The organism is Rossellomorea vietnamensis, assembly GCF_001305855.1.
GTDB lineage: Bacteria > Bacillota > Bacilli > Bacillales > Bacillaceae_B > Rossellomorea > Rossellomorea vietnamensis_A.
In genome coordinates, this window is sequence record NZ_LIXZ01000002.1 from 278365 (window position 1) to 296681 (window position 18317).

The 18317-nt window shown below is 38.8% G+C and carries 28 protein-coding genes; 6 read left to right on the forward strand and 22 right to left on the reverse strand.

Features of this window, described 5'->3' with window-relative positions; all coding sequences use genetic code 11:
• Nucleotides 1-75: 75 nt before the first annotated feature.
• From AM506_RS04465 to AM506_RS04475, 3 genes are all read left to right on the forward strand, one after another.
• Nucleotides 76-549, forward strand: coding sequence for a hypothetical protein (locus tag AM506_RS04465; protein ID WP_060671210.1), 474 nt, complete (start codon nt 76-78; stop codon nt 547-549).
• Between the two features lie 375 nt (nt 550-924).
• A complete protein-coding gene (locus AM506_RS04470; protein WP_060671211.1) occupies nt 925-1347 on the forward strand; it encodes a VOC family protein in 423 nt (140 codons plus the stop codon).
• 609 nt (nt 1348-1956) lie between these two features.
• Complete coding sequence (locus AM506_RS04475) at nt 1957-2826, forward strand: DMT family transporter (protein ID WP_060671213.1); 870 nt, start codon at nt 1957-1959, stop codon at nt 2824-2826.
• A 164-nt stretch (nt 2827-2990) separates the two neighbouring features.
• Here AM506_RS04475 and AM506_RS04480 read toward each other — a convergent pair whose 3' ends face one another.
• Nucleotides 2991-3530: a GNAT family N-acetyltransferase gene (locus AM506_RS04480; protein WP_060671215.1), complete on the reverse strand. Its 540-nt coding sequence runs from the start codon at nt 3528-3530 to the stop codon at nt 2991-2993.
• 205 nt (nt 3531-3735) lie between these two features.
• Here AM506_RS04480 and AM506_RS04485 point away from each other — a divergent pair, with 205 nt between their 5' ends.
• Entirely contained in the window at nt 3736-4098 is a 363-nt protein-coding gene (locus tag AM506_RS04485; RefSeq protein ID WP_060671217.1) for a hypothetical protein, read from the forward strand.
• Nucleotides 4099-4165: 67 nt separating this feature from the next.
• On the opposite strand, the gene fosB is transcribed toward AM506_RS04485, so the two are convergent.
• From fosB to AM506_RS04560, 15 genes are all read right to left on the reverse strand, one after another.
• On the reverse strand, nt 4166-4618 hold the full coding sequence (gene fosB, locus AM506_RS04490; protein WP_060671219.1) for a metallothiol transferase FosB: 453 nt from the start codon (nt 4616-4618) through the stop codon (nt 4166-4168).
• A 204-nt stretch (nt 4619-4822) separates the two neighbouring features.
• Nucleotides 4823-5308 carry a GNAT family N-acetyltransferase gene (locus AM506_RS04495; protein ID WP_060671221.1) on the reverse strand — a complete coding sequence of 162 codons (486 nt, stop codon included), beginning with the start codon at nt 5306-5308 and terminating at the stop codon, nt 4823-4825.
• Nucleotides 5309-5365: 57 nt separating this feature from the next.
• Complete coding sequence (locus AM506_RS04500) at nt 5366-6085, reverse strand: alpha/beta fold hydrolase (protein WP_060671223.1); 720 nt, start codon at nt 6083-6085, stop codon at nt 5366-5368.
• Between the two features lie 59 nt (nt 6086-6144).
• Entirely contained in the window at nt 6145-6963 is an 819-nt protein-coding gene (locus AM506_RS04505; RefSeq protein ID WP_060671225.1) for an SDR family NAD(P)-dependent oxidoreductase, read from the reverse strand.
• Nucleotides 6964-7097: 134 nt separating this feature from the next.
• A complete protein-coding gene (locus tag AM506_RS04510) occupies nt 7098-7871 on the reverse strand; it encodes a carbon-nitrogen hydrolase family protein (protein WP_060671227.1) in 774 nt (257 codons plus the stop codon).
• A gap of 128 nt (nt 7872-7999) precedes the next feature.
• Complete coding sequence (locus AM506_RS04515) at nt 8000-8485, reverse strand: NUDIX hydrolase (RefSeq protein ID WP_060671229.1); 486 nt, start codon at nt 8483-8485, stop codon at nt 8000-8002.
• 85 nt (nt 8486-8570) lie between these two features.
• Nucleotides 8571-9068, reverse strand: a complete 498-nt coding sequence (locus AM506_RS04520; protein ID WP_060671230.1) for a hypothetical protein — start codon at nt 9066-9068, stop codon at nt 8571-8573.
• A 48-nt stretch (nt 9069-9116) separates the two neighbouring features.
• A complete protein-coding gene (locus tag AM506_RS04525; protein ID WP_060671232.1) occupies nt 9117-9593 on the reverse strand; it encodes a DUF4367 domain-containing protein in 477 nt (158 codons plus the stop codon).
• Between the two features lie 352 nt (nt 9594-9945).
• Nucleotides 9946-10512: a DUF2812 domain-containing protein gene (locus AM506_RS04530; protein WP_060671235.1), complete on the reverse strand. Its 567-nt coding sequence runs from the start codon at nt 10510-10512 to the stop codon at nt 9946-9948.
• The gene (locus tag AM506_RS04535; protein ID WP_060671236.1) at nt 10499-10816 is read right to left on the reverse strand and encodes a PadR family transcriptional regulator; all 318 of its coding nucleotides are present in this window, start codon (nt 10814-10816) and stop codon (nt 10499-10501) included. The genes AM506_RS04530 and AM506_RS04535 overlap by 14 nt, the downstream gene beginning before the upstream one ends.
• 140 nt (nt 10817-10956) lie before the next feature.
• A complete protein-coding gene (locus AM506_RS04540; protein WP_060671351.1) occupies nt 10957-11328 on the reverse strand; it encodes a VOC family protein in 372 nt (123 codons plus the stop codon).
• A 93-nt stretch (nt 11329-11421) separates the two neighbouring features.
• A complete protein-coding gene (locus AM506_RS04545; protein ID WP_060671238.1) occupies nt 11422-11622 on the reverse strand; it encodes a hypothetical protein in 201 nt (66 codons plus the stop codon).
• A 14-nt stretch (nt 11623-11636) separates the two neighbouring features.
• Complete coding sequence (locus AM506_RS04550; protein WP_060671240.1) at nt 11637-11981, reverse strand: hypothetical protein; 345 nt, start codon at nt 11979-11981, stop codon at nt 11637-11639.
• Between the two features lie 54 nt (nt 11982-12035).
• The gene (locus AM506_RS04555; RefSeq protein WP_060671242.1) at nt 12036-12236 is read right to left on the reverse strand and encodes a hypothetical protein; all 201 of its coding nucleotides are present in this window, start codon (nt 12234-12236) and stop codon (nt 12036-12038) included.
• A gap of 13 nt (nt 12237-12249) precedes the next feature.
• On the reverse strand, nt 12250-13140 hold the full coding sequence (locus tag AM506_RS04560; RefSeq protein ID WP_060671244.1) for a hypothetical protein: 891 nt from the start codon (nt 13138-13140) through the stop codon (nt 12250-12252).
• Nucleotides 13141-13435: 295 nt separating this feature from the next.
• Between AM506_RS04560 and AM506_RS04565 the strand changes: the two genes are divergently transcribed.
• Nucleotides 13436-14074 (forward strand): stage II sporulation protein M, encoded by a 639-nt coding sequence (locus AM506_RS04565; RefSeq protein WP_060671246.1) that lies wholly within the window; start codon nt 13436-13438, stop codon nt 14072-14074.
• A 190-nt stretch (nt 14075-14264) separates the two neighbouring features.
• Here AM506_RS04565 and AM506_RS04570 read toward each other — a convergent pair whose 3' ends face one another.
• The 5 genes from AM506_RS04570 to AM506_RS04590 form a co-directional block, all read right to left on the reverse strand.
• Entirely contained in the window at nt 14265-14831 is a 567-nt protein-coding gene (locus AM506_RS04570) for a hypothetical protein (protein ID WP_060671248.1), read from the reverse strand.
• A 15-nt stretch (nt 14832-14846) separates the two neighbouring features.
• Entirely contained in the window at nt 14847-15284 is a 438-nt protein-coding gene (locus tag AM506_RS04575) for a VOC family protein (protein ID WP_060671250.1), read from the reverse strand.
• 218 nt (nt 15285-15502) lie between these two features.
• Complete coding sequence (locus tag AM506_RS04580) at nt 15503-15868, reverse strand: RidA family protein (protein WP_060671251.1); 366 nt, start codon at nt 15866-15868, stop codon at nt 15503-15505.
• Nucleotides 15869-16019: 151 nt separating this feature from the next.
• Nucleotides 16020-16514, reverse strand: a complete 495-nt coding sequence (locus AM506_RS04585) for an AAA family ATPase (protein ID WP_060671253.1) — start codon at nt 16512-16514, stop codon at nt 16020-16022.
• Nucleotides 16515-16576: 62 nt separating this feature from the next.
• Nucleotides 16577-16954, reverse strand: a complete 378-nt coding sequence (locus tag AM506_RS04590) for a hypothetical protein (RefSeq protein WP_060671256.1) — start codon at nt 16952-16954, stop codon at nt 16577-16579.
• Between the two features lie 310 nt (nt 16955-17264).
• On the opposite strand from AM506_RS04590, the gene AM506_RS04595 reads away from it, so the two are divergent.
• Nucleotides 17265-17834 carry a dienelactone hydrolase family protein gene (locus AM506_RS04595; protein ID WP_060671258.1) on the forward strand — a complete coding sequence of 190 codons (570 nt, stop codon included), beginning with the start codon at nt 17265-17267 and terminating at the stop codon, nt 17832-17834.
• Nucleotides 17835-17928: 94 nt separating this feature from the next.
• Here AM506_RS04595 and AM506_RS04600 read toward each other — a convergent pair whose 3' ends face one another.
• Entirely contained in the window at nt 17929-18216 is a 288-nt protein-coding gene (locus AM506_RS04600; RefSeq protein ID WP_060671260.1) for a hypothetical protein, read from the reverse strand.
• Nucleotides 18217-18317 lie beyond the last annotated feature (101 nt).

Here is an 18317-nt window from a genome sequence, read left to right on the forward strand (position 1 = left end):
TAGAAACAACCGAAGTAAACTTATAACCATCTAAAGTCTTTTAGATGGTTAAATACAATAACAGGAGGTACTATGATGGAGAATCCAATGTTGGCAGCTGTTAAGACGTTGTTAAAGGAAACATTCGAAGGACCTGAAGGAAACGGAAGCTGGTACACAGAATCGAAGCCGGGAACTGGTTTATTTGGGACGCTCGAGGGATTATCGGCAGAAGAAGCGTCGATACCGGTCAACGGCACGACCATCGCTGCCCAAACCGATCACACCCGCTATTATGTATGGGTTGCAAGATCCTATCTGAATGGAGAAGAACCCGACAAGGACTGGGAAGCATCCTGGAAAATAACTGGCGTAGACACAAACACTTGGACACAATTCACCTCTGAACTTCTACAAGAATACACCACACTTCTTACATTGATAGATTCCCTTACCTCTTTAGATGAACAAACATACACGGGTCTGCTCGGGGCGATCGCCCACTCCGCCTATCACCTTGGTTCTATACGACAAATGATCAAAGCGATTAAAGTTCCGAGTCAGCCGTAAATTTGCAAAGAGCTTCTGGCCACCATTTTAAGCTTTTTCAAATAGAAGAACTCGAGGTATTTGGCAAGTTTCTTTATTAGAGGAATACTTAATAAGCGGAGATTTTCCGGTTACATTTAAGATGTAACATGTTTTTGGGTTAAGTAAGCGGAGGTTTTCCGCTTATGCACAGAAAAATCGCCTATCATTGGAACTATTGGAGTAAATAGGCGGAATTCTTCCGTCTATTTCACTCTTTTTTAATAGAAATCTCTAATTAAGCGGAATTTTTCCGGCTATTTATCACCTCTAAGTGCTTAACCTGTTCTCTCAACCGACATAAGTCAATAAAAAAGGTATTCTAGAGAAGAAGCCATAAACATGGAGGAACGAACAATGAAACCAAGAATTACCGTACTGACTCTCGGAGTAGATAACCTGGAAAAATCACTAGAATTTTATCAAAACGGCCTGCACCTCCCAACTGAAGGGATAATGGGGCAGGAATTTGAGAATGGTGCAGTGGCTTTCTTCGATCTGCAAAGTGGATTGAAACTGGCCTTATGGGAACGAAAAAGCTTAGCAGCAGAAGCCAATGTACCACTCTCTCCCAGAAGTCCCTCTGAATTCACGATCGGCCACAATGTAGGCAGTAAAGAAGAAGTGGATCAGGTGATGCTGGAAGCAGAAACAGCCGGGGCAAAAATCACCGATCCAGCAAAAGATACATTCTGGGGAGGATATTCTGGTCACTTCCTGGATTTAGACGGTCATTTATGGGAAGTAGTATGGAATCCTGAGTGGGAAGTAGAAGACTAAAAAGGTGGCAGCAACCAGCTCATTTTTATTGTGCTGGTTACGGCCACCTTTTCTGAAGATCAGTAACTTTGCTTCACCCATCCAGCGTCTGTTTAAAAAGTCTTCTCTTGTTAGTTTTTCGCCTCTATAAAGGAAAAGCTGAACTGATTGACCTTCAGCTTTTTATCCTAATCTTCTTTAGTATGTACTAGTAAAAACTCTTCTCAATTTGGAGCATTTAAAATAAAAGTTTTCTAATCACATATCCCCCCCTGCAAAATATTCAATTATTCTACTAACCTGCTCCGTTACTGAGCATAAACCTCTAACAATCATTTTCGGGATAATGAAATGAATACCTGCTTCTTCATAACTTTCTATAAAAAGATCCTCTCTTCTCCAATTGTGAAATGATCCTAATTAAGACAACTTCTATATCCCCGTTGGTACTATTATCCCTATTGCAACCCTTTATTTTTGTTTCATTTATCCCATTTAATAGAATTCATCCTTTCATAGGTTTAGGTATGGAAAATAAAAGGAATTACCGTTAACAACTTTATTAATCTACTTTTAATTAAGTTGGATTTACTTAAGTTATTCGTATTAAATTTTTTTAGGAGGCACACGATGAAATTTATGGGTTTAGGTTTAGTAATTCTTGCCGCTATATGTTGGGGCATTAGCGGGGGAATTGCAGATATTTTAATGGATAAGGGGTGGGATCCTATTGTGATTTCACTCTACCGAGGGGCTGTTGGGTTTATCTGTTTTTTCGTGTGGTTTCTCCTTAGCTTTAGACAAAACAGAGACATCTCTACTCGTACTTGGATATGGTCTCTAGTAGCGGGTGTTGGCGTTGCTGGAAACTTCACTTTTTATTTTCTAAGTATCGAGGCTTCAAGTGTTGCCATTGCCGCTACTTTAATGTACACCGCACCTGTATTCGTTCTATTCATCTCATTTTTATTACGATTAGAACAATCTACTTGGTTTAAATGGTGTTGTATTGCCGGTGTTCTTTTGGGGATTATCCTGCTTACAGGTGCCTATAATACTGAATCGATTTCAGTGAGTTTTTTAGGAATCCTAGCAGGGCTTGCTGCCGGTCTTTCCTACGCTTTGTTTATATTCGGATTTAAAAATGCGTCTTCTCATGGAACCCCCCCCACCACGTTAACCATTGCATTTTTTTCATTTTGTCTCATCCTTATTTTCTTAACAGACAAGGGTGAAGCAGCAGCCGTCCTAACGTCTAAGGATTTAGGGCTGTTTATACTACTAGGGATTCTCGGCGCTGGGCTGTCATTTTTACTGTATGTGAATGGAATTCGAAAGACTACTCCGGCAAATGCTTCGATGGTTGCTATGGTAGAGCCGGTGACAGCTTCATTATTTGGTGTTCTGGTAATCGGGGATCACCTGAACATCATTCAAATGTTGGGAATGGCGGTCATCCTGGTGACGATCACCACACTTAGCGTGAAACAGGCAAACTGAGAAAATTTATCCACTTTACCTCATTGAAGTGATTGAGCTGATGTATTTTTGTGAGGTGAATTTTCTTAAGAAAACAATTAGTTGCCAAAGGAAACTGTTTCCCCTTTCCTTTGGTCTATGATTGTCGACACAATTGATAACGTATAGTTTGAGTATTTTAAATACTAATGTGTCAGCGAATGATAAATCGAATAATCCACTTCACCTGAGATAGTTTCTAAACCATTTTCACACAATTCCATAGCCATTAAATTCTCATCAGAAGGCGGGAGATTTTTCTCAGACGCATAGATTCCGTATTTAGTTGATGTCTTAAATCCAAAACGTTGATAGTAACGAGGATCTCCTTCAACAATGATTCCTTTATAGTCCATGTTAGCAGCTAATGTGATACCTTCCTGCAGCATAAACGTGCCAACGCCGTGACGTTGTTTATTAATGGCCACTGAGACTGGGGATAACATCAAGATTTCATGTTCATGACCATGACTAATTGGTAGTTTTGAAAGGATGCAGTGACCGATAATCGTTCCTTCCTCCTCAACAACCAGATCCAGTTGCGGAATATAATAGGGTTTCTCCCGGATCTCCCTTACCAGAGCTTTTTCAATGACTCCATCTGAAAAAGTCGTGTTCCTGAATATCTCATAGACAAAGTCTTCAATGGAACGATATTCTTCTTTTTTTACTGGTCTTATCTTCATATTAAGCCTCCAAATGTAGATGGTATCTATGTTTTACATATTCTTCAATTATTCCAGAACTCCTTTATAAAACCTTTAGTACTCGAGATAACCTCGAATCATAGCATCCTGCATTCAGGGTTCTTAAGATCAAAAGTCCATGTTTGGGATTCATTTTTGGTACACTACCTATAGTACAATTTTACAGAATGGAGGTATTGGGTTCATGGAAAAATTCACACAGGAAGAACAGCAGCAGTCGATTGAAGCGTTTCGGTCCGTCATCCGTAAATCGGAAAATGCACTTGCCCGCATGAAACCAGGTACGCCGCAGACGAATCTTCTTGAGAAGAGATTAAACGCAGCCCGGATTGGCGAAGACGTTCTTCATGCAAGATGGGGAGGCAAGGAGTTGGTTGTCAGCCAAGATGAATTAATTGCTGCTAAAGAGGTGCTGGAGGCATTGCTCTTGATGCTGCCTTCTTTTCTAGAGAAAACTAAACCCGGGAGTGGGCAGCGGACGTATATTGCGAGAAGGATAAAGGCGTTTCAGATAGTTGTTTCCTATTTGAGTGATGAGGTCAATTAAGAGAGCTGGCATGCCGGCTCTTTTAATATTGAATCCTGCCTTCATTACTTTGCTTTCTTCCAGTGAATTATTTGGAGCTCTTACCTGGCATAGCCTCCTCCTCATAAAACTCCATATAAGGCTTAGCTTCCTTATAATAATCTATCCGATCTTGTAAGGTTCCACTATAAAACTCAAATTTATGACCATCAGGATCAGTGAAATAAATCGATTTCTTATCACGACTGTCTCTCTTTCGACCTGGCAGAATATTTACATTTAAATCAGTTAATTCTTTATAGGCCTGTTCAAAATTTTCTTCTTCAATAGAAAAGGCTATGTGAGTATAAGACTGTGAGATTTCACTCCTCGGGATATCGTTTTCCTCATTTAAGGCAAGCCAATGGCCCTGAAGATCAAAGTAGGCTGTTGTTTTCCCCTTTACGAGTAACGTAGCATTGAACACTTGCTGATAAAAGCGAATGGATCTATTCAAGTCTGATACAGAGAATAGAAAATGATTAAGTTCTTTTATATTCATGGAATTCACCTCTGCTTCATTTTATTAATCTTTCACTCAACTCAATACCAATTATTTCAAATCAGATTGACTTCCTAAAGAAAAGTCCGAAAACAAAAAGGTGCTCATTCTCCTCTGTAGATTTCCCCTCAGTTTGTTGTTTGCCAAGATTACTTCAACGAAAGATAAATTGAATAATTCTCATCAGAAGGGGGGAGATTTTTCTCAGAGAGGTAATGCCATTCTTAACATTTTAGTTATATGTCCCTCAAGATTATCATCAAATTCTGAAAGAACTTTGAATCCTTTTGCATGGTAAAAGTTCGTTCCTGACTTATTCTCTTTCTCAACACTTATATTAACTGACTTTGCTCCATTTACGTTCTTGATACCTTCTTGAAGCAATGCAGTTCCTATACCTTTACCCTGATATTCCGGAAGAAGGTATATGGCCCCTAATTCAACTTCTCCGTTTTCTCTTACAGGAGAGAAATTAGCGAATCCAACAATCTTTCCTCCTATTTCAGCTACATATAGCGACGAGCCATTTAAACGTTTTATCATCATCTCATCATTATAGGCTGTGTTTAAAAAACGTTCTTGGATTTCAAGAGGAATGATACCCTCGTATGTAGAATTCCAACTTGTTTTAGCCACTGTCTGAACCTGGTTTATATCCTCTTTATTCATATTACGAATTTTACATTTCATCTTTAACACCCCTTAAAATTTGTAATGCTGCTCTACTGAGTCCTTTCTAAAGACAAATCAGTTTTTAACTTGTACTTCATTTAAAAATTCTAATAGTACTTCCGTATACATATCAGGTTTTTCCACATGAACTAAATGGGACGCAAATGGAATGACGCATACATGTATATGACTGTGTATGCTCTGGTATTTGGCGGCAGTTGTGACTTCCGCTTTGTTCCCTTCGCCCACCATAAAGAGAATCGGAGCACTGATGTTATTTAAATAAGATGTATATTCAAATGGGTACCAGTCTTCGTCTCTGGCCATATAAATAAACTGTCTCCAGTCCGATTCGTGCTGTAGATCCAATTGACTGGTGAATTCGCTATTTTCCAATAATTCTCTTTGAAATTGAACATCTTGAGCATGCATTTCCGCCCAATTGTCCGGCTTGTCAGAAGTAATACCAGACAACGTTAAGCTTCGTAATCGATCAGGGTACTTCTTTGCAAATAATAAACCCACTAATCCGCCCAGCGAGCACCCTACTAAATGCACTTGATCTACTTGTATATGATCCAATGTTTCTCTCAAATCCTCTGCAGCGTCTTCAAAGTAATGGCTAAAGTCATCACTTACTGACTTTCCATGTCCTCTTAAATCCGGCACTATGACTTTCATGCTTTCTTGAAGTATCTCTCTTTGTTTCTCAAAATCAGTAGTTCCTGTTTGTAATCCTGTATGGAGAAAAACTATGGGTTCTCCTTCTCCATATACTTCTGTATGTAAAATCATTTAGTCGTCCTCCAATCATTCGAAACTTAAGCACTAATCTTTAAATGGCTAGTTGCTAGTTATCCTCCAAACGGCAATGGTTGAGTTCCATCCACATCTGTAAAACCATATAATTTTGCTAGATCAGCGACCACCAAGGCGTCGCCTGAAAACCTTGATACCGTTGGGTCTGTGGCTAATGCCACTACAGCACGCCCTACATATGCTGTTGTTTCCGTTGCTCCATCTTCGGGTCCAAATCCTGAATCAATCACTCTTTCGGTCCTCATCCATCCTGGACAAACTGCTACGGCTGAAATATTGAAGTCTTTTAATTCTTTTGCCATTCCCATTGTCATTCGATTGATAGCATTCATAGCTAAATCATAATATAAATTACCTGAAATCTTGTCTTTGATAAAAAATGTCATATTTACAATCAACCCTCTTTTCTGTTGCTGCATCAAAGGCACAGCGTAGCGACTGGTCAGTAAATAAGCCTGCGGGCCAGCAACCATCATCGCGTCCCAGTGTTCCTGTGGACGTTCCCAAAAATGTCTTCCTTCTCCTGAAGGTAAAGAACTTTCAGAACCACCAAATACACTATTGACTAACATATCAATCCTGCCATGTTCCCTTTCAATTCGCTCAAACAGGTTTCTGACATCATTGTCATTTGTATGGTCACATCTTACGGCGATACCATTCCCTCCACGTGATGTGACACCATCGGCCGTGTCCTCAATCGTTTCTGGCCGATCATCGGTTGTAGCTCCCCTTACACTGCGACCCGTCACATACACAGTTGCTCCGGCAGTGCCTAGTTCGAAGGCGATCCCTCTACCCGCTCCACGGGATGCACCTGTGACAAGAGCAATTTTTCCTTGTAGTGGTTTCATAGCATTTTAACTCCCTTGCAAACTTCTATTTTAAAGCAGAAAAATATTTATACATGTATGTTAATAAGGTCGTGTGCTTTTATAGAGACAATACTTTAGTCAACCAACTCTCTATCATATCGAATTAAGTAAGATCATATTTTTGCAATTTTGACCAAGTCTGATCGACTTTGGTTTAAATACCAATCAGAATTTTCTTCCAAATTCAGTTGAATTCTTTCTATTGCTTCGATGTTAGAAGGAATAGTCTTAATAATACTTCCATTAGGGGAAACAATCATTGATGAACACCCTTGAACATCGCTAGTAATATTAGAGGATATGACATAACGCTGGTTTTCTGCTGCCCTGCTTATTAAGTGAGCATCCCAAACTTGCCGCTTCTCAGCCCCGAGAGTATTGGTCAGATAAAAAATAATTTCTGTTCCTTGTAAAGATAATAATTTCCATTGTTCAGGAAATCTTATTTCTCTGCATAATTGAATGGCACATTTAATTTTTTCACCATTTAAATCAATGTAAAAATGTGATAGTTCATCTCCCGCTTTAAATGTCTCTCTTTCGTGAAATGCTAAATTGACCTTTTTGTATATATGTTTATTGCCTTTGGGAGATAGGTAAAAACCCGCATTATACCAATTATTATCCTCTACAATACAAGAACCAAATACTATATGAACTTCTTTTTCTTTTGAGATCATTCGTAATTCTGCAATAGCTTTCTCAAGATCTTTCATATTTACTTTGTGTAGAAATTCAAGGTTGTCTGAATAACCCGATAAACATCCTTCAGGAAAGACTACAATATCCCCACTTGATGATTGAGCAATAAAATTAATCATTTTATTAAGATTTTCAAACACCCTAAAGGATGGTTCAAATTGTGCTAATACAATATTTACGTCCAAATAATCACCAACCCCAAATTCTTATCGTCCTATATATATATCATTTTCAAGACTCAATTCTAATGAGCGACAGCAGCATAAATTACAGTTTTTAAGCGACTGGCATAATTTCCACAATTAAAAACCCCTCATTTCAAAACTTCCCACTCTTCATAAACCTCTGCGTCCAACCCCAACTCATTGGTTTTCACCCACTCAAAAGCTTTCATCACTAAAGGGGAAGCATTTTCCCTGGACACCTCATGTTCGGCTATCCAGACAGCTCCCAATGAGTCTTGCCCTTCAAACTGTTCCGGTATGCCTATTTCCCCACCAATCTTTCTTACAGAATAATAGACGGCAATATGATGAACATTGGTGAAATCTCTCCACATTGAGGGGAATTTGAAATCAATCACCCCGATTTGATTCTCAATTTCAATCTCTATACCTGTTTCTTCAAGAAACTCTCTCCTCATCGCTTCTGCTAAACTCTCACCTTCTTCCAAACTTCCTCCTGGTAAGTCAAAACGATTAATATAAGGGCCACCATTTTTATGTATAACTAAGAGTTTTCCATCTTCTATATAGATACCGTAAACTCCAAAAGCTCTATGATACTTTTTATCTGACATACTTATTTGTCCTCCTCCAGAAGTGTTGCTTCTCACATATCATTGATAACCCTTTCTTTGTGGCAGGGTTAGCTCCCTTTTCCCACTATGGTTCAACTATTGAGCCATCGGGCTTTCCGATCACAAACTGCTTGATGGTATAGGAGGATATCACTTCACCATCTAATTCAGTAACGGATACCTTTAGATCCTCTTGAGTTATCATGTTTTCTAATTCGTCTTGAGCCACTTCTTTAGTCAGTGGCAAAGTAATTCCAGTGCAAAAGGATTTCCCATCAGGTGGTAGACTTGAAATGTCTTCCTTACTTCCTTTAAGCAAATTTCGACTATCAATTGTAACGTTAGAATCCTTTTCCACTATAGACTTTAACTCACCGGTTACTTCGAATGTCACTAAAAACGGTTCATTTGATTTTGCTTCCTTATGATTTTCTAAACATACCCTAGGTGCTAATACATTTTGACTATCAGAATAAGCTACATACGTTTCCTTTTCGAGGATTTTTATCCGTTCTTTTTGCTCCATGTCATTGCTACAACCAAATAATAAAAGAATAAATAATACACACACTATCTTCTTCAAGTCATCCCTCTTGTCTACGTTTTATTCACGAACTACTTATCCAATAATCTATTTATATGATTCTGCTATTGCCATCATTGTTTCTTTGTTCACTTCTGTATCTAAGCCAATCGATTGATATTCTAAAATGTAATGAAAACCTTCATCTGTCCAATGTACTGATGGACCAGTTACATCATTTTCAGCATAGAAACCTTCATTTCCGTTTATTTTCACTTCTTCTTGATTTTCCAATTCTCCATCGTAAGTTACTGGGGAGGTGTGGACGACCAGATTGAATATTTCACCATTTTTACCAGTTAGTTGTATCTCGTGTCTGGACGATTCGTGCGGAGGTTTCACTATCTCATATTCTGCAATGTCTACCGGAAACTCCGTCGGTAATTTAGGTTCAATTCCTTCGTTTTCTAAATCTCCAGCAAGTTGACTATTATCATATGTCACTAAACTCTCACCACTTCCCATCTCGCCGCAGCCTATTAGGAGAAGTGACGCTGCAATTAGCAATAAGAAAAACTTCCTCATAATGACCCCCCTCATAAATAATTACGTAACAGTGTTTTGGCTTATTTACTGTCATCATCTTTAAGATCGTTAACTTTACCATCTAGAATATCGTTTACAGGAGTTTAAGTATTATTAGTGAGCATCTTTCTTCTAATATAATCGCTGGCATGGCAATATAAACAACAAAAGCAAGTCCACTCGTTAATAGTTCTTGCATTCTATTCCCATTAAGAACAACAAGGTACAATGAGTGACAGAATAGATAAGCAAAAACTATGTAACTTACTACCAATTATTTCAAAATCGAGCAGCTTACTCAAGGAAAACTTAGATAAAAAGGGCTTATCCTACCCGGATAAGCCCTTTCCACCTATTGTTCTTTCAACACTGTATACTTCCGATAAGCCTTATAATAACTCCCTGCCAATAAAACCACCATAAAAGCAGGAAACAGTTTCAATAGGGCAAATGGCGTTTCAAAGAGAAACGCTTTCCAGAATAAATCATTTTCCATATTCCAAAGGCCTTCATGATATATTTGTGGATCCCTGTAGTAGCCAAAAGAATAGATGAGAAATATCATGCCAAACCAAAAAGAATAGCCCATGATCCGTTTATAATAATGTCTCCTGGACTCCCGGTCAGAAAAGATTTCATCCTGGTCATCGCTTTCTTTCTGCCAATACCGTATTCCACTCAGCCAGTACCCCTTCAGGTAGCTCCAACCGAAATCTTCATAGATCCCTCTGTATTCCTCCAACTTTTTCTTGGATAGATAATCCTGATAGTCCAGGCGCATCACATAGCTCTTATCGGTTTTTTCAAAGGTGTATACTCCCAGTCCACTGATGTTCGTGCACCGATAGCCTTTTTGCAATTGTTCATTCAGCCAACGTTCTTCTTTTTCAATACTGATGAACCATTTAACCTTCTTCATTCGCTTCACTTCCTTCATACAAGGATAAAATATGCACAAGCCTTTCTTGCTCCATTTTCAAAATGGCGCTTCCTTCTGAAGTTATACTGTAAATCTTTCTCCTGCCCGAATGTCCAACAGGTTCGATCCAACCATGTTTATTCAGATTCTCAATCGCACCGTATAATGTACCGGCCGCTAACACAACGGTCCCATTACTCATTTCTTCAATCTTCTGCATAGCCGCATACCCGTGAAGTGGCTCACGCAGTGCCAGTAAAATGTAATGCATCGTTTCAGACAACGGCAATAATTTATGTTTCATGTTCTCACCCTTTTATTCAGTTCAACTATATAGTTCAGCTTACTAACAAGATAATACAGTTCAACTGAATAGTCAACCATATTTTTGAAATTACATTAAAAAAAGCCAATTTCCGGTACATTCGGAAATTGGCTTATCTATTACCAGTGGGCTTGCAGCTTATTGCCATCTGGATCGTAAAAATGGAAAAAGGCATGACCACTATCTTCTTTTATCTCATCGACCTTCACCCCGTAATCCGATAAGTGTTGATGAAATTCACCCAGCTTCGGGCTTGTAAAGCCAATGCTGAATTCCTGTTCTTGATTCACTGTGAAATGGGCAAAGGTTTCATCTTCCGTTGGGATGAGGATCAGCAAGAACGGTCCTTCATTTACCTTGATGGCGGCCAGTTCCTCGTTAACGTTTAATAGCTCTAGACCCAACATATCTCTGTACCAATGTGCTGACTGTTCGACATTCTTGACTGGAATTCTAATATAATGCACCTGCTCAACAAATGATTTATTCAAATCCTTCTCTCCTTTATACTGGTCTATCAAGTAGTTCGCTTTTTGTATTCCCTTCTCCTCTAATTTTCTATAAAATTCCAGATTATTCATCTCTTAGTCCATCCTTTTGCCATCATTCTCTTCCTCAGGATCTCTCACTTTCCCGTCCAGGATATCGTCTAGAGGGGTGTATTGATTATTGGGGAGTTTCTTTTTTCGGATGGCTCTAATGATAATAAACGCCGGTATGACAAGATAAACAACAAATGCAAGTCCCGTTGATAAAATTTCTTGAATGCGATTAATGAATTCCATCTACCCTTCCCTCCTTAAAGAATGAGAACATGAACCGCTCCCACCATATGCATATACAATCCTGTGAGAGATAGAACCGTGCCCAGGAAAAACGTCCATGGGTTGTCTTCTGTTTCTTGATCAAAGGTCCAAATTGTAAAGGAGGCTACCGCCAAAGTGATGATTGGGAAAATGACATACCGTGGTCCGAATGCGAAGGATATCCCGCCAAAAATCAGGACAAAAATGCCATAAGGATTGGCATTCTTGATACGATCAATGTATTCTTTTTCAGCGGTCGAGAAACCTTCATCATCATAGGAGTAAAATACTTGCTTCAATCGATTAAGGAGATTGATGATCTTTTTAAATACTTCCATTTTCCCCTTCACTTCCTTCCTAACTGCTGGAATCCAAGAAGCTCCATATCCATTTTATGTATCAGCTTTCCCTCTACCATCAAGTTTTCTTGAACTGTAAAAACACAACAGATCAGCAGCTACAAAAAGAAGGAACGGCATGATGACATACTCAGGCATAATGATCGTCCAATAAAGGAGATACGTACTTATGGCAAACAGAAACCAGCTGATGATCAGCAAAAAGCTTGAGGTCAGTTCTTTGAATGTAGTCATGGCACGCTCCTCCCTAGGATTGTTTCCGGAAGCACTTCATATGATAGAGACCCCAATCTTCTTTAAGATCATCATAATGCAGGATACTCCAAGCATTAAAAAAAGTTTGGCCGCGTTTGTTAAAGAAAAACTGACCGTCTATGCAGTAAGAGGCGTGTTGAATGATTCCGTCTGCATTTTCCCATGTAAGCACATCACCTGCTCTCATATCTTCGGGAAAGATCAAGTGATAATCCTCATTTTTCAAACTTTGAAGAAACGTCTGAGGATGTACCCATTCATGTATGATCCATTCCTGTTTAGTTATGGCGAACAGGGTGGCCGATAAACAATTACTACCTGCTCTGGATGGAAATGTGTTGGCAAATGGCAGTAAGTGCTGAGGAGTTTGGGGTGGAACATGATAGCAAGTCCAATCCTCCCATTGTTGGGCAATATCTGTTATGATTTCTTCTTTACTAGTATAATAGGGGTCTTCCCACATGGCTTTATGAAGGACTAGGTACTTCTCTCCATTCACTTCAACAACATTGTTATGAAGGAATGATGCGTCTCCAGTAAAGTCAGAGATGGGATGAATTAGTCCCCTTCCCACTTCTACTTGAATGTGAAAAAGATCGTCTTTCTTCTCAACTGGTAGATGATTCACCCATCCTGGAGGTGTCACAAGTACATACTTAACTTCCTTTGATAGATTCCAATACTCATAGCTGTTTGCAAGTTGAATCTGCTTATAAGTTGAATGGTTTTTGAACTCTTCGTGGGGAACCACTAGGACATTACTTAGATATTCTTTAAAACTGGCAAGGTTGTTCTCTGGGAGGAAAAAGAGGTCTTTGTCTGGTACGTAAGCCTTTATCCATTCTTTTATAGCATCTGGTGTTGGTTGGAACTTTCTTTTCATTAACACTCACCCCTGTAGAAACTCTTGTTGATTCAAAATATTAATCAAATTAGTTTGAGGACTTAGAATTCGATGTCTCAAGTATATTTTAACATAATTACCCAATTTTAGGTTAGGAGTTAACTAATTGAATGCCGTACTAAGCAATTAATTGGCTCTATTAGAAAATAATTTTTCTTCTATAGTAAAAAGAACAATTTACTTTTTATGGTATTATTGAAAATGAAGATCATTTAACAAGTAAATTCACAATAAGAGAATCTGATAGTAATCTAATTGGAGGAATGTTTCASAAATGAGTGTGAGTATCATTAGAGAAAAGTTTAATATAGAGTGGCAGGTATATAAAGATTATTACAGAAAAACAATATTTACTGTTCTGATTACAGGGATAATAACAGCCTTGCTTCTCTTTTTCACATCATTATATTTTGAAGGTTTCATTATTGAACAATCTAGAAATATTGCTGAACAGACGGTAGATGGAAACAACAGAGAAGCGTTGACGAATGTACATAAGTTCTTTTCAATACTAGTAAATAATTTGTTCGTAGGGGGAATAATCATTTTATTAGGATTTATTCCTGTTTATGGACTTCCATTTATTATTGGTTTACTTTCCTTTGCTGCCGTCGGAATACTCGCTGGTTACGGTCTCATTTTGGAGCATAACGTCGTAAAAACGTTGATTATCGCATTTGTACCTCACGCAGTTATTGAAATTATCCCCATTCTTTATAGTGTAGCAATAGGAATGTATGTGAATAAAAATATCGTTAAAAAGGTATTTCTCAGGAAGCGGAAAACTTACAAAATCAAAGAAATAATAACAAATGGTATCAAGAGTTACATATTGATTATCCTTCCTTTATTTTTTCTTGCTGCATTGGTTGAAGCATTTATTACTTCCTACCTTATTAAAATTTATTTATAGCTATTTATTAAATCATCTTCTTGGAGGTAAGAGATGGAGAAATGATGAAGATAGACCCATCGCTCTTCCTTTCATTTGAAAATTAAACTTCTCTATAAAAGGTCATCCTCTACGAAATTCCAGGACAAGCCCATCTCCAATCTGAGAAGACTGTTTCAGCAGCTCCTTGTTGACTGGATCAATCCAATAGTTATTGAAGGGTTTCTCCAAAATACGTTTTCACCTTCCAAGCATCAACATATTCGTCAAACCCTCTTTTGACAAGCTCTGACTCGACTACTTGAATGTGAATATCAACTTCTGACTCAATCGTTGCATTGAAACCATTCATTTGCAGGGAGAAACCGGGCTTCAAAGGAAGCACACGCAATATAAGCTCTACAGAAAATGTGTCAACATAGTATCCATTTAGGTTGATGGTTTTTTCACTATCTTTAATCGCGATATGTACTTCTTCATCACTATATTCGGCTTTCACATGTTGACTGCCATTTAAGTAATCAGTGAATGAAATAGGTTTACACGTTACTTTTTCAATTACAGTGATACTTCTTCTATTGCCTATAATGTCGGAATTCAATGTTTGCACTCTCTCAATCGCTTCCCGGCCGTTGATACGAACAAACTTTACCTTCTCCGTGGTGGAACCAACCTTTTTTTCTTTTCCGTTTTCAATAAGATAAGTGTCCTTTACATCTTCAGTCTCAACTAGTGCCTCTGCACTTATTTTCATCGATTGTGCTCTACTCTTTTCCATATCTACATCCCTTTATTATTTGATTTCCTCCGCCAGCTCTAAAATAATCCCCTCCGGACCACGTACGTAGCACAGTTTATAATGATCTTCATACTGCTGTATCTCACTAAAGGTTTCCGTACCCTTCCTTTTCAAATGGGCAACCATGGTTTCAAGATCGTCAACAGCAAAGCAAATATGTCGGATGCCCAATGTGTTGGGGAAGGTTTGCTGAATACCGTTTTCATCTGGCGGTGTACGGTACTTGACGAGTTCTATCCATGTCTGACCGTCCGGCAATCCCATTCCTACGCATGACGTTTGCACATCTTTCATGCCGACGACCTTGTCCAGCAGTTCTCCATCCATCTCCCATTCGGCTTTTACCTCAAGTCCTAAATCAATAAAGAACTCTCTAGCCTTTGAAAGGTCGTTTACGTTGATACTAATATGATCCATTCTGGTGATTTTCATATTTCACCTCTTTATTTCCCGGCGGGTGTAACACCTGTAATGTGTTGCTAGATTATTTCATATCACTAAAAGTATTTATTTTCTCCCATAGTAATGGCAAAGGGAACTGGTCTGTGATGCTATTAATATTCACCGATTACCCTCGATCACTTATGCTTAGCAAATAAACTCCATCATACAGCTAGAGGTACATGATGTTTCTTTCTAATTTTACGACCCTACCCTTTAAAAGCAATAGCATCAAGTTGGAATTGAAGTCCATCTTCTCCGCCGCGATGTGCAAATTCCGTTTGGAGTGACTTGCGTGCAGGGTATTTACCATTAAATCTTTCCTTAATTACCTTTTCCAACACAGGTATATTCCAAATATCTCTAAACATACAATCAATCTTAACCACTGATTCCAGAGTTAATCCAATTGATTCCAGTCGCTTCTCTAAGTGGTCAAAAGCACCCTGGATCTGATGTTCAATAGATTGGCCAATGTCGCCTACACAATAGTTTACAAAAGCAAATTCCCCAGCCTCAACAATTCCAGAATGCCCCCAATCCTCATTAACATCACTTCTTATAATTTCTCTCATTAAGATGCCCCTCCTTTATAGAAATTAAATTCTCTTGATACCGAACAAGCAGAGTATTTAGTTGTCCCTGCGTAAGTTCATAGAAGGACAATAGCCGAATTCATATTTGATCTCAAACTACCGCCTACATTCACTTCACTCCTTTATCCAGCTAATTTATTTCACTTTGACGAACAATCTCATCCACTACTTGCTCAGTCGGTCCAGTCGCGTCAATGATCTTTCCGTTCTTAGGAATGTCTTCTTTCGTCTCATGCAAACGAACTATTAGCTCCCGTTCTGACTTCTTCCCACCAAATTCATCTTCCGGCCGCTCGTCCAGTCGTTGGTTCAATGTCTCAATATCGACCTCTAGAATAATAACCCCATCAAATAGATCAATAAATTTCGAGAAGTTACGGGACCCGCCGCAGAAAAATGTTACTGGCTCATTCTTGTTATCGACCAACGCTTTTACCTTATCCACATCCCATATATGGTTCTCGTGAGAGGCAGTATCGGTCTTTTCACCAGTTTCCGGATCGCCCTGATAAGCCAATTCCCGGTCACCATGGATGGCTTGATAACCGCGCCGCTGCAATTCATTACAGACGGTAGTTTTACCGGTGCAGGAAACCCCTTCAATTAGATAATTCTTGACGCCCATTGTTAAAGCCTCCTTTCAAAAACATATTCTTCAGATTTGGTATGCGCCTTCAGTAGAACATCTTATGTAATTGATAACCCTAATAAATGGTCCGAAAACAAGATAAACTCTTCTAGATACATAGGTGAATTCGGTGATGCAAAGGGTGTTAGTTTCACATTCGTTAGGTAAATACAAGCAGAAGAATTTACGATTGTTTTGTCTGTAATGTCTATTTCTGGACTAAGCTCGTATTCTTGCAGAGCACGCCCCAGAATAGGTTCCTCTTCTACATTTTCTGCTAGTTGCATCTGGAAATCAGCCTCGATGGTGGCAGATTGGGTAAGAAAGATCATCTTCTTTTCTGGGTATTTATCTTTTAGTTCCTCAAATTTAATTTGTAATTCTACGATCGTCAGTTTTTTAAAATCTACCGCTTCCACTAATTCTTTTCCTTTCATCATGGCGCCTCCTAGTGTTCTGGTTAAGTAAAAACACATAATAGTTTCTCATTCCATTAAACTTCGATCATTAGAAATAAACCGTGGAAATCCAATTTGGACCCTACTCTTTCGTATACATTTATTGCTCTTATGTCAAAATTCACAACTACTAATCCCAATTATTTCAAATGGAGCTTATAAAACGCAAGAAAAATTTAACAGTTCTTTTTAAATCTATGATCCCGGGGAAGAAGTTAAGGTTCTAGCAGGTCAAACAGTATCATTGTCGAAATTTATACTGAAGACATATTTGAATGGGGTGAAAATGATGGCAGAAATTTTATTGTTCCACCATGTTTTAGGCAAAACAAAGGGAATTGAAGCATTCGCCGATCAATTGAGAGATGCGGGGCATATTGTACATGTGCCGGATCTATTTGATGGCCGTACGTTTTCCTCACTGGAGGAAGGCTTAGGATTTGTTAAAGAAATCGGGTTTGGAGAAGTGACGGCGCGTGGCATTCAGGCGGCAGGAGACCTTTCACGAGATGTCGTTTATGCCGGTTTTTCACTCGGGGTTCCAGCAGCACAGCAGCTCGCTCAAACACGTGAAGGATCAAAAGGCGCTCTGTTTTTTCATGCCTGCCTCCCGACCTCGGAGTTCGAATCTCCATGGCCAGCCGACTTACCTGTTCAGATTCATGCTATGAATGAAGATCCCTTCTTCGTTGAAGACGGTGACATAGACGCAGCACGTGAACTTGTGAAATCTACTACTTACGCTGAGCTTTTTCTGTACGAAGGCAAGGAACATCTCTTCAGCGACAGCAGCATACCTTCCTACGATCCTGATGCGACTAAACTAGTAATCAAAAGGGTTCTCGAGTTTCTCGGATAGTCCACCAGGAAGCACAGAGACGGTTCTTGTGCTTCCTTTTTTGATTAAAAGGAAGCAGCAAGCCGTCCCAAGATGGCATGTTCAACTAATAATTTCAAACTGATGACTTGATTAGCGATATTAAATGATTTCTTTCTTGCTCATTGTTCTTTACCTTTACAACAATATTATCCTGAAGTAAGTATTCTCGTACTGCTTCATTATGAAATATCCGTTCATAATACAAACCATTATCGCTAAGTTCCTTGAACCAACCCTCTTTTTTTAACTTCCGTATATTTCTTTGAAATCTTATATCGTCTAAGTCTAATCCTCCGCCCATAAATAGTAAGCCTAGAATTACACTTCCAATAGTCCCGAATATTATTTTTACTATTCTCAAGCAATCGCCTCTTAATTATTATTTATAGAAGATGCTCTGACGTACAGCAAACGCCTCTGATAGTTTAAGGAGTTCTGAATAAATTAGTGTTTCCCAATAAA

Excerpts from the sequence above, each read along its gene's own strand:
- AM506_RS04585 (WP_060671253.1), bottom strand. The coding sequence starts at position 16,514 with ATGGGCGTCAAGAATTATCTAATTGAAGGGGTTTCCTGCACCGGTAAA.
- AM506_RS04575 (WP_060671250.1), bottom strand. The coding sequence starts at position 15,284 with ATGAAAATCACCAGAATGGATCATATTAGTATCAACGTAAACGACCTT.
- AM506_RS04555 (WP_060671242.1), bottom strand. The coding sequence starts at position 12,236 with ATGACTACATTCAAAGAACTGACCTCAAGCTTTTTGCTGATCATCAGC.
- AM506_RS04545 (WP_060671238.1), bottom strand. The coding sequence starts at position 11,622 with ATGGAATTCATTAATCGCATTCAAGAAATTTTATCAACGGGACTTGCA.
- AM506_RS04590 (WP_060671256.1), bottom strand. The coding sequence starts at position 16,954 with ATGAAAGGAAAAGAATTAGTGGAAGCGGTAGATTTTAAAAAACTGACG.
- AM506_RS04470 (WP_060671211.1), top strand. The coding sequence starts at position 925 with ATGAAACCAAGAATTACCGTACTGACTCTCGGAGTAGATAACCTGGAA.
- AM506_RS04515 (WP_060671229.1), bottom strand. The coding sequence starts at position 8,485 with ATGTCAGATAAAAAGTATCATAGAGCTTTTGGAGTTTACGGTATCTAT.
- AM506_RS04565 (WP_060671246.1), top strand. The coding sequence starts at position 13,436 with ATGAGTGTGAGTATCATTAGAGAAAAGTTTAATATAGAGTGGCAGGTA.
- fosB (WP_060671219.1), bottom strand. The coding sequence starts at position 4,618 with ATGAATATAAAAGAACTTAATCATTTTCTATTCTCTGTATCAGACTTG.
- AM506_RS04480 (WP_060671215.1), bottom strand. The coding sequence starts at position 3,530 with ATGAAGATAAGACCAGTAAAAAAAGAAGAATATCGTTCCATTGAAGAC.
- AM506_RS04505 (WP_060671225.1), bottom strand. The coding sequence starts at position 6,963 with ATGAAACCACTACAAGGAAAAATTGCTCTTGTCACAGGTGCATCCCGT.
- AM506_RS04530 (WP_060671235.1), bottom strand. The coding sequence starts at position 10,512 with ATGAAGAAGGTTAAATGGTTCATCAGTATTGAAAAAGAAGAACGTTGG.
- AM506_RS04535 (WP_060671236.1), bottom strand. The coding sequence starts at position 10,816 with ATGAAACATAAATTATTGCCGTTGTCTGAAACGATGCATTACATTTTA.
- AM506_RS04580 (WP_060671251.1), bottom strand. The coding sequence starts at position 15,868 with ATGAGAGAAATTATAAGAAGTGATGTTAATGAGGATTGGGGGCATTCT.
- AM506_RS04500 (WP_060671223.1), bottom strand. The coding sequence starts at position 6,085 with ATGATTTTACATACAGAAGTATATGGAGAAGGAGAACCCATAGTTTTT.
- AM506_RS04595 (WP_060671258.1), top strand. The coding sequence starts at position 17,265 with ATGGCAGAAATTTTATTGTTCCACCATGTTTTAGGCAAAACAAAGGGA.
- AM506_RS04550 (WP_060671240.1), bottom strand. The coding sequence starts at position 11,981 with ATGGAAGTATTTAAAAAGATCATCAATCTCCTTAATCGATTGAAGCAA.
- AM506_RS04560 (WP_060671244.1), bottom strand. The coding sequence starts at position 13,140 with ATGAAAAGAAAGTTCCAACCAACACCAGATGCTATAAAAGAATGGATA.
- AM506_RS04485 (WP_060671217.1), top strand. The coding sequence starts at position 3,736 with ATGGAAAAATTCACACAGGAAGAACAGCAGCAGTCGATTGAAGCGTTT.
- AM506_RS04465 (WP_060671210.1), top strand. The coding sequence starts at position 76 with ATGGAGAATCCAATGTTGGCAGCTGTTAAGACGTTGTTAAAGGAAACA.
- AM506_RS04525 (WP_060671232.1), bottom strand. The coding sequence starts at position 9,593 with ATGAGGAAGTTTTTCTTATTGCTAATTGCAGCGTCACTTCTCCTAATA.
- AM506_RS04495 (WP_060671221.1), bottom strand. The coding sequence starts at position 5,308 with ATGAAATGTAAAATTCGTAATATGAATAAAGAGGATATAAACCAGGTT.
- AM506_RS04475 (WP_060671213.1), top strand. The coding sequence starts at position 1,957 with ATGAAATTTATGGGTTTAGGTTTAGTAATTCTTGCCGCTATATGTTGG.
- AM506_RS04570 (WP_060671248.1), bottom strand. The coding sequence starts at position 14,831 with ATGGAAAAGAGTAGAGCACAATCGATGAAAATAAGTGCAGAGGCACTA.